11 protein-coding genes are annotated in these 12671 nt (G+C 73.0%); 6 read left to right on the forward strand and 5 right to left on the reverse strand.

Annotated elements, in window-relative coordinates; genetic code table 11:
• Positions 1-472 precede the first annotated feature (472 nt).
• Positions 473-1459: an LCP family protein gene (locus tag ACI79C_RS05415; protein WP_456944600.1), complete on the forward strand. Its 987-nt coding sequence runs from the start codon at positions 473-475 to the stop codon at positions 1457-1459.
• A gap of 12 nt (positions 1460-1471) precedes the next feature.
• Here the strand turns inward: ACI79C_RS05415 and ACI79C_RS05420 are convergent, their stop codons facing one another.
• Positions 1472-2212: a PP2C family protein-serine/threonine phosphatase gene (locus ACI79C_RS05420; protein ID WP_456944601.1), complete on the reverse strand. Its 741-nt coding sequence runs from the start codon at positions 2210-2212 to the stop codon at positions 1472-1474.
• A gap of 136 nt (positions 2213-2348) precedes the next feature.
• Here ACI79C_RS05420 and ACI79C_RS05425 point away from each other — a divergent pair, with 136 nt between their 5' ends.
• The 3 genes from ACI79C_RS05425 (at position 2349) to ACI79C_RS05435 (ending at position 5378) form a co-directional block, all read left to right on the forward strand.
• The gene (locus ACI79C_RS05425) at positions 2349-3545 is read left to right on the forward strand and encodes a glycoside hydrolase family 3 N-terminal domain-containing protein (RefSeq protein WP_456944602.1); all 1197 of its coding nucleotides are present in this window, start codon (positions 2349-2351) and stop codon (positions 3543-3545) included.
• Positions 3546-3610: 65 nt separating this feature from the next.
• Positions 3611-3826 (forward strand): hypothetical protein, encoded by a 216-nt coding sequence (locus tag ACI79C_RS05430; RefSeq protein ID WP_456944603.1) that lies wholly within the window; start codon positions 3611-3613, stop codon positions 3824-3826.
• 319 nt (positions 3827-4145) lie between these two features.
• Positions 4146-5378, forward strand: coding sequence for a flavin-containing monooxygenase (locus ACI79C_RS05435; RefSeq protein ID WP_456944604.1), 1233 nt, complete (start codon positions 4146-4148; stop codon positions 5376-5378).
• A 140-nt stretch (positions 5379-5518) separates the two neighbouring features.
• Here the strand turns inward: ACI79C_RS05435 and ACI79C_RS05440 are convergent, their stop codons facing one another.
• Both ACI79C_RS05440 and ACI79C_RS05445 read right to left on the reverse strand, forming a co-directional pair.
• Positions 5519-6139: a hypothetical protein gene (locus ACI79C_RS05440; protein ID WP_456944605.1), complete on the reverse strand. Its 621-nt coding sequence runs from the start codon at positions 6137-6139 to the stop codon at positions 5519-5521.
• 167 nt (positions 6140-6306) lie between these two features.
• Positions 6307-7026, reverse strand: coding sequence for a class I SAM-dependent DNA methyltransferase (locus ACI79C_RS05445; protein ID WP_456944606.1), 720 nt, complete (start codon positions 7024-7026; stop codon positions 6307-6309).
• 280 nt (positions 7027-7306) lie between these two features.
• Here ACI79C_RS05445 and murJ point away from each other — a divergent pair, with 280 nt between their 5' ends.
• Positions 7307-8890 carry a murein biosynthesis integral membrane protein MurJ gene (murJ, locus tag ACI79C_RS05450; protein ID WP_456944607.1) on the forward strand — a complete coding sequence of 528 codons (1584 nt, stop codon included), beginning with the start codon at positions 7307-7309 and terminating at the stop codon, positions 8888-8890.
• A gap of 60 nt (positions 8891-8950) precedes the next feature.
• Here murJ and ACI79C_RS05455 read toward each other — a convergent pair whose 3' ends face one another.
• Positions 8951-10030 carry an NAD-dependent epimerase/dehydratase family protein gene (locus ACI79C_RS05455; RefSeq protein ID WP_456944608.1) on the reverse strand — a complete coding sequence of 360 codons (1080 nt, stop codon included), beginning with the start codon at positions 10028-10030 and terminating at the stop codon, positions 8951-8953.
• 262 nt (positions 10031-10292) lie between these two features.
• Positions 10293-10790, reverse strand: coding sequence for a hypothetical protein (locus ACI79C_RS05460; protein ID WP_456944609.1), 498 nt, complete (start codon positions 10788-10790; stop codon positions 10293-10295).
• 725 nt (positions 10791-11515) lie between these two features.
• Between ACI79C_RS05460 and ACI79C_RS05465 the strand changes: the two genes are divergently transcribed.
• A complete protein-coding gene (locus ACI79C_RS05465; RefSeq protein ID WP_456944610.1) occupies positions 11516-12670 on the forward strand; it encodes a lipid II:glycine glycyltransferase FemX in 1155 nt (384 codons plus the stop codon).
• Position 12671 lies beyond the last annotated feature (1 nt).

Here is a 12671-nt window from a genome sequence, read left to right on the forward strand (position 1 = left end):
GCACGCTCGGTGCGCTGGTCGTCAGCCGGTCGATCCGCCTGGCCGACCGCCAGGAGCTCGTCCCCGTCCCGTCGAGGCCTGCCGATCGACCAGCCCCGGCAGCCGCGGACCCCTGCCCGCTCCGGCGCCGGCGGACCCGCGGTGCTCCCCCCGCCGTCTCGCGGTGCGTGGTGGCCGCCCACCGGACCACATTGCACCGGGAACCCTGAACCCGGGGCCGACGGTGACCGCGCGCCGACCCCGGCTGCACGTGCACTGGTTCCGCAGGGTGGGCGACGACCCGTTCAGTGGCGCCTCCCTGTACGCCTGCCGTTGCGGGCTGGTGCGGTCGGCCCCCTGACCCGGGTGACACCTCCGTCACTCTGCGGCATCAGGCCCGTACATTCGGTGCCGTTGCCTGTCGACGGGGGTCGGAGTGAGCACGGACGGAAGCACGCAGCACCAGCGCGCGCCGCGTCGGAGAGTGCGCCGGGTGCTGATCACCCTCGGCGTCCTGGGGCTGGTGCTCGCCCTGGTGGTCGGCGGCGGCCTGTGGTTCCTCACCGAGCGGTACGCGGGCAACATCGCCCGCGTCTCCGACGTCTTCGCCGACCTCGACGAGCAGGCGCGCCCGGCCCCGGCGACGCCCGCGCAGGAGGCCGGTGACGAGCCGGTCACGTTCCTGCTGGTCGGCTCCGACACCCGGGAGACGGCGGACGAGGGCGTGGCCGAGGGCGGCCGCTCCGACGCGATCATGATCGCCCGCTTCTCCGCGGACCGGGCGCACGGGCAGGTCATCTCCATCCCGCGGGACTCCTGGGTGGACATCCCCGGGCACGGCATGGACAAGATCAACGCGGCGTACGCGTACGGCGGGCCGACGCTGCTCGTCCAGACCGTCGAGCAGCTCACCGACGTCCGGATCGACCACTACGTGGCCATCGACTTCCAGGGGATCATCCAGGTCACCGACGACCTCGGCGGCGTGGACGTCGTCGTCGCGGAGACCACCAGCAACGGGCCCTACACCTTCCCGGCCGGCGTCAACCACCTCGACGGCGACGAGGCCCGCTGGTACCTCGGCCAGCGCCACGGCCTGCCCGGCGGCGACTTCGACCGGGTGCGCCGGCAGCAGCAGTACCTGCAGGCGGTCTTCGGTCAGCTGTTCAGCTCCGACGCGTTCACCGACCCGGCCCGGCTGGACGCCGCGCTCCTCGCCGTGACCAGCGCCGTCTCCGTGGACGACGAGCTGGGTGACGGTGCCATGCTGGCGCTGGCCTACTCGCTGCGCGGCCTGGACCCCGACCGCGTCGCGTTCTTCACCGCACCGGTGCTGGGCACCGGCACGGAGGGCCCGGCGAGCGTCGTCTACCTCGACGACGTGGCCTGCGGGCGGATGTGGAACCACCTGCAGACCGACTCGCTGGGCCAGAACGCGGCGGAGTTCAGCGACGAGGCCCTGCCCGACGTGCCCCGCTGACCGTCCTCCCCCTCACGGGAGGGGGACACCGGCCGACCCGCCGGTCATGGCGAGGACCACCGTGACGTTGTCCCGGGCACCCACGGCCTCGGCGTCGGCCACGAGGTCGGCGACGATCGCCTCCGGCCCCGCGGCCGCGGACAGCCGCTCGGCGATGCGCTCGTCGCCCAACTCGCCGGTCAGCCCGTCGGAGCACGCCAGGAAACGGTCGCCCGGCACGATCGGCAGCAGGGCGACGTCCGGCTCGTTGCGCGCCCCCACACCGAGGGCCCGCGTGATGATGTGCCGCTGCGGGTGGACGGCGGCACCCGCGTCGGACAGGTAGCCCGCGTCGATCAGCTCCTGCACGACCGAGTGGTCGGTGGTCAGCGACTCGAGCTGCCCGTCGTGCCAGCGGTACACCCGGGAGTCCCCGACGTGGAACACCGCCCACTGCGGGCCCTCGCCCTCGTCGCCGCGGGCGACGCCGGCGACCGTCGTCCCGGCCCCGGCCCGGTCCGGTCCGCGGAAGGCACGGATCTCCCCGTCCGCCCGCTGCAGCGCGAGACGGATCCGCTCCACCGTGGTCGGCCCGCCACCGGCCAGTGACCGGAGCGCCTCGACGACCGCCTCCGCGGCCGCGGCGCCACCGACGTGCCCGCCCATGCCGTCGGCGACGGCGAAGACGGGCGGCTCGGCGAGGTACCTGTCCTGGTTGTCCTCGCGCATGCCGACCGCGGTGGCCGCGCCCCAGCTCAGCTCGACCGGCGGCATCCACGCTCCACGGCTCGCATCGACGACAACGCCCCGCGACGAGGGCGGGTGCGCCGAGCGTAGAAGGTCTGCGGGGAAGCGGCAGGTCGCCCCGCGTGGACCACCGGCGGCGGAGCCGGACGCGACAATGGACGTGATGCGGTCGTCAGCTCCCCCTCGCTCCGTCCTGACCACCCTCGGCGCGCTCACCTGCCTGCTGCTGGCCGGCTGCACCGGCGCGACGCCCGGCAGCAGCGAGGTGACCAGCCGTCCTCCCGAGGCCCCGCCGAGCCCGGCACCCACGCCCGACCCGGTCCAGCAGCAGGTCGCCGCCGCCCTCGCGGCCCTGGACCGCCGCGGGCAGGTCGCCCAGCTCATCGTCGTCGGCGTCCCGCTGGGCGACCTGTCCACCGCCGACGAGCTGGTCGCCGACACCGGCGTCGGCGGCGTCTTCCTCCAGGGCCGCAGCGCGGCGCCGGCCGCGGAGCTGGCCGCCACGACGGCCCGGTGGGCGCAGAGCACCGGGCCGGTCGACCCGTGGATCGCCGTCGACCAGGAGGGTGGCTCGGTGCAGACACTCTCCGGTCCCGGGTTCGCCGAGCTGCCGACCGCGCTCGACCAGGGGCGGCTGCCCGCCGAGCAGCTGGCCGGTCTCGCCGACGAACTCGGTGCGTCGCTCGCGGCCGCCGGCATCAACCTCGACCTGGCGCCGGTCGCCGACGTCGTCCCGGACGGGACCGAGGACGGCAACGCACCCATCGGCGCCCACCGCCGCCAGTACGGGAGCACCGCCGAGGCCGTCGAGGCCGCGGCCGGCACCGTCGTCGAGGGGCTGGCCGCACACGGGGTCACCGCCACGATCAAGCACTTCCCCGGGCTGGGGCGGGTCCGGGAGAACACCGACGAGAGCGCCGGCGTCACCGACGACGTCACCACCCGCGACGACGCGCAGCTCGCCGTCTTCGGCTCGCTGGCCGCCTCGGCCGCCGCCCCGTTCGTGATGACGTCCTCGGCGACCTACGCGCGGCTCGACCCGGCCTCGCCGGCCATGTTCTCCCCCGTCGTCGTCAGCGACCTGCTGCGCGGGGAGCTCGGCTTCGACGGCGTGGTCATCTCCGACGACGTCGGCGCCGCCCGGGCGGTCCAGGACGTGCCGGTGGGCGAGCGGGCGGCCCGCTTCCTCGCCGCCGGCGGCACGCTGGTCCTCACCGTGGACCCCGGCACGGTGTCCGAGATGATCGACGCCGTCCTGGCCCGCGCGGAGGGCGACGCCGTCTTCGCAGGCCGGGTCGACGCGGCCGTCCGCACCGCGCTCACCGCCAAGGCCCGCGCCGGGCTGCTGCCGCCGCCGTGACCCGGACAGGGGACACGGGAGCCCGACCCCGCCCCTCCCGCGGGCCAACGGCGTACCGTGCCCGGGTGCTCCGCTGGGTCTTGGGCGTCGTCGTGGCAGCCATCCTGTCGACGTTCGCATTCCTCCTGCTCACGGGCGAGTACCTCAACGACGGTCCGGTGCTCCTCCGCCTCGGCGAGGACCACGGCATCCACCGCGGCGACATCTTCGTGGTCGGCGGCTGGGCGGCCGCGCTCCTGTCCGAGGCCGGCCTGCTCCTCAGCGCCGGGCGGCGCGAGTAGCCCCCGCGCCCCGGGTTCCGGCGCCGCCAGGACCCGATGCCAGCGGTCGCACCCGAGCAGTGAGCGCAGCGTCAGTGGCGCGATCACACTCGCCGCTCCTGCGATCGGCTGCCCGGGTAGTTGCCCACCCCAGCCCGGATGACCACGGTCCGAGCGTCGAGGACCACCCGCACCGGCAGCACCGCCGCGCCGGATGGGCGGGAACGGAACCGGGGTCTCCGACGCCGCAGGACTCGCGGGTCACCTCGGTTCCGAGAAGCCATCGTCCGGTGGTCAGGACGGTTCTATCCCGGCCGAACGGCTCCTACAGTGTGCGCTCATGACCCAGCCTCAGCGGCCGGATGACCAGGACCACGTGGACGTGCTCGTCATCGGCGCGGGGCAATCTGGTCTCTCGCTGGCCTGGTACCTGCAGCAGAGGGGCACTGACTTCCTGCTCGTGGACGCGGGATCCCGAGTGGGGCACGCCTGGAGTTCGCGCTGGGACTCGCTGCGACTGTTCAGCTCAGCCCCGTACAACTCGTTGCCGGGCTTGCCCTTCCCCGCCCCGGCAGGCACCTATCCCACCAAGGACCAGGTGGCCGACTACCTCGAGACCTACGCGAAGACCTTCCGCCTACCGGTACGGCTGGGGACGCGGGTGACCCGGCTGTGGAAGTCTTCCGAGGACTTCGTCGCTGAGACGACCACCGGTGTGATCACGGCCCGGCAGGTGGTGGTCGCCACGGGGGCCTTCGCGTCACCGCGCGTGCCGGCTGAGCTCTCCCATGGATTGGACCCGGACGTCGTCCAGCTCCACACCTCCGAGTACAAACGAGCGGCCGACGTGCCAAGAGGTCCAGTGCTCGTCGTGGGGGCCGGGAACTCGGGTGTGCAGATAGCGGCTGAGTTGGCCGAATCGGGCCATGCCGTGAGCCTCGCTGTTGGCAGACGGAACCGCATGATCTCGCAGCGGCCGCTGGGGCGGGACCTGTTCTGGTGGATCACTGTGCTGGGCCTGGCTGACTCCGGACCGTCTCGCCCCTCCCGTCGAGTCCGCATCCGCGACAAGGTCGTGGGCGTCCTGTGGCCACTCGCGAAGGCCTGCTACGACCGCCTCCACTCGCGTCCGGGCGGTGAACGCTCGCGTCCCGGCCTTGAGGCGCAGCAGGATGCCATCGGGTTCGTCATCGGCATGTCGTGGCGCCGACTGCGTGCGCTCGGGGTCTCCGTACGGCCCCGCGCGGTGACGGCGTCGGGGACGACGGTCGGGTTCGTCGACGGTTCCACCCTCGACGTCGCTGCGGTCGTCTGGGCCACCGGCTTCGGCCTGGACCACGCCTGGGTGGACGTGCCAGGCGCCGTCGTCGACGGACGACTCGTGCACACCAACGGGATCAGCGCCGCTCCAGGCCTGTTCTTCCTGGGGCTGCCCTTCCAACGCTCGCGGAGCTCGAACTGGGTGGGTTACGTCGCCGCGGACGCCGCCTGGCTCGTCGAGCGGATGCTGCCTGCTAGCCGAATGGTGCCGATGACCCTCGACCGATCCGCCACAGCGCCGGCTCGGACCTGACGACGCTGGCGGATGCGCTCGCCCACCGGACAGAGGTCGGTGCCCGAGCCGCTCGCACGGGACTCCACGGGCGCAGGCCGGACCGGCTCGCTGAGCAGTCGGCCCGCTGTTGCACTGGAGAACCGGGCGCCGGATCTCGATCACCGACCCCACAGGGGAACAGGGCCGAACCGGCCATCAGACAGTCGGACCCGTCGACCCACCGCCCAGCCCACCGTCGCATACCACGCGGTGCGGGCGACGCTGCGGCGGCCGAACGTCGAGCGCACGTACGCACGTCGAGCCTCGTGCAGCAACCGCTCCGGGTCGAGGGCCGATCCCCGGTCGGCGAGAGCCACGACCAGTGCGGTCGCCATCGATGCGCTCTGTCGGTGCAGCCGCCGGTTAGCGAGCCGCTTCGGTCGTGCACTCTCGAACACCAGTGATGCCAGGAGATTCGCGACGCTGGACTCGTACAGCGCGTCGACGCCGTCCGATGGCACATGGCCGAGAGGACGGCCGAAGTCGAGGAAAGCCAGCGCTCCGGAGGGCTCGAGCATGACGTTGTCGAGCTTGAGGTCGTGATAGGGCTCCCCCACCGTTTCGACGTACAGGCGCAGCGCCGTGGCGACGGCAGCTGCCAGCGCGCCAAGCCGCTCAACGGACAGTTCCGTCCGCGCGAGGTGGTCCATCAGCGGCTGCCCCTCGATCCGGGACATCCGGAAGCCGGGATGCGGCCCCTCCACGACCCCCAGCGGCTGCGGGCAGGTGACGCCGGCCACGTCGCCCAGCGCCGTCCAGAACTGCCGGAGCCGCGAGTACTCGTCGGCTGCCTGACGGTGACGCTCTTCGGCCGTTCCGGCGTGGAAGGTCTTCCGGACGACGCTCCCGCCCTCCTCGAGGACGACCCGACGTCCGAACTCCTCCTGCAGGACCCGCTCGGAGATCGCTATCTCCGCTGCGCGGCCACGAAGATCTCGCGGGCGAACGTCGTCGACCCGACGACCCTGTCCAGGGTCGCGTCGACGGCGAGGAGGCCCTTCGCCAGCCGTGGAGAGCGCACGCCGCTGTAGACGCGGTGCGGCAGCTTGGTGAACCCCGCGACGTCCAGCACGTCCAGCCCGAGGGTGCGAGCCAGTTCCTCCAACTCCGACCGGGTCGTGCTCTCGTAGGGAACCGCGTACTCGCGGGCGAACCGGTTCAACGACCGGCTGTTGGTCATGGTGAACACCAGGACGCCGTCGGGAGACAGGGCCGTCGCGAGCTTCCCGACCATGTCTCGCCAGTCCTCGTTGTACTTCAGCATCCGGATGGCAGAGATGAAGTCGAACGTCCGGTCGAACGGCAGGGGCTCCGAAGAGAGGTCGCAGACCCGCAGGTCGCGGAGGCGCTCCTCCCCGGCCAGCCGGTTGCGCGTCGCCTCGACCATCGCCTCGGCGATGTCGATCCCGTAGAACTCGGTCGTCTCCGTGCGTTCCAGCAGCGCGGAGAGGATCCGGCCACTGCCGATCCCGACGTCCAGGGCCGTGCGCGCAGCACTCCTCTGCAGAGCGGCGACCACGAAGTCCAACTCACGCTCGCCGAGCCTCGCGCGAGCAGGGGGTTGCCACTCTGCGGTGTAGTTCCCGCCGACGGACGCCCAGTGGGCACGTAGAGCCTCGTTCGCCATCGACACCGGCCTCCTCGCGACCGCGGTGTGAGCCAGGGCAGAGCCGGAACCCTACGCGCGAAGCAGCGGTCGCAGTAGGGTCGCGGCCCGGCTCCATCCCGCAGGGATCCCAGACCGGCCAGGCGGGTCGGGCACCCTCGGGAGGTCCCCGTCGAGCCGGACGACCGGAGAAGGGTTCTCACGTGCTGGCCGATCTCGTTTCCGGCGCGGCGCATCCTGCCGCTCACGGGTCTCACGGGTCCAGTGCATGACCCCAACCGGCACGAACGCAATCCAGCGGGTGGCGTCGAACTCCCTCGTGGGGTCGGCGTGGACACTGCTCAGCCGGGGGAGCGGGCTCGCCCGGATCATCGTCGTGGCCGCCGTGCTCGGCCCCACCAGGTTCGGTGACCTGTACCAAGCTGCGAACACCCTCCCCAACCTGACCTTCGAGCTCCTGACCGGCACGATGCTCGTCTCCCTGGTGGTGCCGGCGCTGGTCCGGCACTTCGACCAGGACGACCCCACGGCCGTCAACAGACTGGCGAGCGGCTTCCTCACCCTCGCGGTCCTGGTGGCCACGGGCGTCGTGGCTCTGGGGATCGCCGCTGGCCCGCTGATCCTCGGTCTGCTGTCGGCCGGTGTCCCCGAGGGAGCCGACACCACCGGCACGGCAACCGCCTGGCTGCTGCTCGCGCTGCTCCTGCTGCAGGTGCCGCTCTACCTGGTGGCCAGCATGGGCGCCGCCGTCCAGAACGCGCGGGGTCGGTTCGCCCTGGCGGCGGCCGCTCCGGTTGCGGAGAACCTGGGCATCATCGTCGTCCTCGCGCTCTATGCCCTCGTCCGCGGAAGCGGTCCCATCGACGAACCGACCCCTGCCGAGGTCGCGTTGTTGGGCGGCGGGACGACGGCCGCAGTGGCGCTGCACGCGGCCGTGCAGTGGTACGGCGCCCACCGCTGCGGCGTGCCGCTGCGGCCTGCCGCCACCTGGCGAGACCCGGAGGTGCGCGAGCTCGTGCGCCTGGCGGTCCCCTCGCTCGGCTCCGCCGGGCTCAACGTGGCGGGTTCTCTGTGCCCCCTGGTCGTGGCAGCGGCTGTGCCCGGCGGGGTGGTGGCCTTGAGTCTGGCGCTCGCCTTCTACGGCCTGCCGGGGGCCTTGATCACCAAGCCCGTCTCGCAGGCAGCACTGCCCGAGCTCTCCCGCGCCCACCACCGCGGTGGCGCCGAGGACTACGGGAGGACGTTCGACCGCACCTTCGGGTTGGCCATGTTCCTCACCGTGCCGGCGGCGGTCGGCTACATGCTGTTGAGTGCCCCACTGGCGACCGTGGTGTCGTTCGGAGACATGGCGACGCCGGAGGCGCGGAACCTGGTCCGCGTCGCCCTGCTCGGCCTGGGCCTGGGGGTCATCGGATGGTCGGCGCTGTTCTTCGCGACCCGGGCCGCCTACGCCCGACGGGACGCCCACCGTCCGCTCGTCGCCGTCGCCATCCGAAACGGGCTCGCCCTGTCGGGGCTGCTCGCGTGCCTCGCCCTGCTGGACGGCAGCGCACTGCTGCTGGGGATCGGCCTGGTGATCGCGGGCAGCGACCTGGCGTCCGGGGCCCTGCTCTGCTGGTGGATGCGACGCGGTCTGCCCCGGTCCCACCCCTCTCTGGGCCGGATGTTGCTGCGTACCCTCCTCGCGGGCCTCGCCATGGTCCCGGTCGTCCTCCTGGTGCTGGCCGCGCTGGCGCCCGGCACCGGCCGCGGCGCGAACGTGGTGACGATCCTTCTCGCGAGCACTGCCGGTGCGCTGACCTATCTGGCCGTCCAACGCTGTCTGCGGTCACCCGAGCTGGCCGATCTGCTCTCCGCAGCGACCCGTCGGGGTGGAGCAGGCTGACCGTCTCTGCGGCTGACGCGTTCCGCGGCTGGGGCGGTACCTGGCGCCGCGGAGAAGCGCTCACACCGTCGCGTCGGCGCCCAGGTCCCGCCACAGCTCCGGGCGGCCGGCGAACCACTCGACCTCCCCGGCCAGTCCCTCGTCCAGGCCGACCAGCGGCTCGAAGCCCAGCTGCTCGCGCGCCCGGTCGGTCCGGCTGAGGACGTCGGCGACGTAGGGGCCCTCGATGTGCTGCGGCGGAGGCGCCACGATGCCCCGTGCGGCGAGCAGCCGGCGCACCCGCTGGGCGAGGGCCACCGTCCGCTCCGTCGTCCCGCTGGCGCCGTGCACCAGCCGGAACCCGTGCTGCCCGCCCGGCGGTCGGGCCACCGCACGCGCCACCAGCCGCGCCGCGTCGGTGACGTGCAGGTAGTCCCGGCGCTCCAGCCCGTCGCCGGCGATCGTCGCGGGCAGGCCCGCCAGCCCGGCCCGGATGAACCGGGGCACAGCACGCGGCACGGTCTCCCCCGGCCCGTACACCGTGCTCAGCCGCAGCACCGTCGCCTCGGGTCCACCGGCCGCGGCGGCAATCCGCAGCTGGTCCTCCAGGGCCAGCTTCGCCGCCCCGTAGGCGTCGGCCGGCTCCGGCCGGACGTCCTCGTCGAGCGGGCAGGGCGGTGTCCCGCCGTACTCCTCGAGGGAACTGGTGAGGACGACGTGCCCGACCTGCTCCCCCAGCGCGAGGACCAGCTCCAGCAGCCCGCGGACGTTCACCCCGACCTCGTGCTCCGCCCGCCGCACCGGCGTGCCCTGGCCCAGCGGGACCGGCGCGTAGGCAAGGTGCACCAGGTGCTCGACCCCCGCCGAGCTGCGGGCCACACGCCGCGCCACCTCCGGCCGCCACCACTCGGCTTCCGCCACGAGGCGCACCACACCGTCCCGGACCGCCTGCCGCACCGGCTCCCGCCAGCCGGGGTCCGGGGCCACGACCGTCACCCGGCAGCCCGCGGCCACCAGCCGGGGGACGACGAACGAGCCGAGGAACCCCGTGCCACCGGTGACCAGGACCGGCGTGCCGAACAGGTCGACACCGGGACCGAGCTCGTCGGTGACCAGGCGTTCCTGCACGGTGTTCGTGCCGCGCGGCGCTCCGGAGGACATGGCCGCCGGTCAGGCCGGCGCCGTGGGCGGCGGGGCGTCGATGCGCACGGCTCCTCCTCCCGCCGGGCCTCCGACCCGGGCGGCCCCGCCCCGGCACGACACGATCCGGAACGCCCCCGTCCGTCAGGGGAGGGACGCTAGGAGGGGTCACGACGCACGGGCAGGGACGTTGTGCCCGACCACAGGCGGACGGCGGCGCGCCCTCACATCCAGTGCGACCCGATCACGGCAGGGTGTGCACCACGCGGCCGGGATCGGCCGCCTACTGCTCCGACGCGCGCGCTGAGGCGCCGGAGACCGGCGACGGGCTTCGCGGCGCGGGCGGTTGTTCCGGCTCCCGCCACCGGGCCTCGGGCGCGGCGTCGCCCGCTCCGCGGGGTGCGGGCTCGGTGAGCGCGGCCCGCAGGGCGTCGGCGAAACGGCGCGCCGAGGCCAGCGCCGGCACCGTCGCCCGGCCGACCGGGATGCCCAGGAGGCGCGGGCGCTCCACCAGGTGGTCGCCGACGGTCAGGTACACCCGCCGCCGGCCCGGGCCGGCCTCCTCCCAGCGGACCTGCAGCGCCATCTGCCGCACGAACCCGCCCGGGCCGTGTGCCACGTAGCGCAGCACCGACTCCGTCGCCTGCGTCTCGGTGATGGTCGTCTGCATGTACGCGCGGCCGGCGTCGGCGGCCCGCCGTCCGGCCGCCCGGATATGCACCGGCGCCAGCCGCGTCTCGACCGTGAACGCCACGGCCGCGACGTCGTCCTCGACTGCCACCTGCTCCCCCGTCGCCCCCCGAGGGACACCGCCCGTGCCCCGCGCGGCGCAGCGTACGGGCCGGGGACGACGAAACGGCGCGGTCTCGCCTCGGAGCGCCGTCGTGTCGCCACCACTCCGGGTGGCCGGAGCGGGACCGGCTCAACGGCGCCTGGGGTCGGGTGGATCCCCCGTCATGGCCATCGCGCAGGACCCGTTCCCGGTCCGCGCTGCTGCAGCGCGGGAGCCTGCAGGGCGTGACAACCGTCACCGCCCGGGTCGTCGGCGCCATCAGCGCCCTGGACGTCCCCGGGCTCGGCGGTGTGCTCCGGCGTCACGCTCCTCCAGGCCGGGTCCTCTCCTCGGGAGGTCCTGCGCCCCGGACGCGTTCGCGTCCGCTCCCGAAGCCGGGCCCCTCACGGTCCGCTCCACTGGCACCCGCTGACGGGGGTCCGCAACAGCGGACAGCCGGTCTGCACGCACGTGGGTGGATGCCCGGCTCCGGGCCCCGAGATCCCGGCAGAGAGACGCCGATGTGCTCGTGCATCGATTTCTCGGCGTCGTTGTGCCACCGTGACGTCGCTCGCCCATCCGACGACCGGTACTCATGACCGCGATTCAGCGCACTGCCTCCGGAGGAATCGTTGGATGCCCGACGGATCTCGACCCAGTTGATGCATCCCAGGATCGCGTGGCCTGCGGCGGTCCAGCGATCAGCGAGTCGGCCGCGCGGGAACGCACCCCCGATGCTTTCCGCGGATGACGCCGGCGACACCTTGGATGTCCGGATCTTGGAGGCGCCGTCTTCCTCCCTCATCAGCGAGTGGGACGACTTCGTTCGTTCTGTCCCCTTCGCCGATGCGGCCCAGTTGTCCGGGTGGGCTCGTCTTCGTCGACATGCCGGGTTCACGGCGCTGTACGTGATGGCCTACCGATCCAACCGGTTGGTGAGCGGCGCCCAGATCTTGGTGCGCCATGTGACGGGCCTGGGACAGCTCGGCTATCTCGCGTACGGACCGCTCATCGCGCCCGATGCCGAGGAGCCCGAAGCGCTGTCCGACGTCATCCTCGACGCGCTCGCACGGGTCGGCCAGGAGCGGCTCCGCATGCTGTTCGTCCAGCCACCCGAAGGCGCCGAAGACCTGTCCGCCGGCCTGAGTGGACGTGGATTCCGCCCCACGGAGGCGGGGATCGCGCCGCGGTCGTCGGTCCGCCTGGATCTCGACGTCGACCTGACGCGACTTCGGCGTCGCCTGAGCAGTCGACTCAAGATGAACCGATGGGGGCCGGGTGAGGTCCACGTACGTCGTACAACCGAGGACGACCTCCCCAAGCTCACCGAACTCCTCGCCGCGACCAGTCGGCACCAGGGCTTCGCTCCCTTCAGCGTCGACTATCTGACCGCGATGTTCCACGAACTCGCTGGCTCGGGTGATCTGGTCAGCTTCGTCGGCGAGGTGGCCGGCCGCCCCGTGGCCATGATGGTGCTGACCGGTTGCGGGGGAGTGCTCAAGCGGCGACTGGTCGGGTTCGACCGCTCAGAGGACGTCATGCGGCTCAACGTGCCCGCAGCCATCGACTGGACCGCACTCACCTGGGCCAAGGAGAACGGGTACCGCTGGTATGACTTCGGCGGGCTGTCCCTGCCGGTGCTCCCCCTGGTGCTCTCCGGTACGAAGATCGACGTCAACGCCTTGTCCGGGGGCGACCGGTACAAGATGTCCTTCGGGGGACAGACGTACGCGTACCCGACACCGATGGAGTACATCCGCCCTGCGGCCCTGCGCTGGGCGTATGACGTGACTCAACGGACGGCGGTCGGGGACGCGCTCCTCACCCGCGTACGAGCGCACCTGCGGACGGGAACCGTCGCGCGTGTCCGGCGGAAGGTGCGGCACTGAC

It is taken from the genome of Geodermatophilus sp. SYSU D00697, assembly GCF_054050175.1.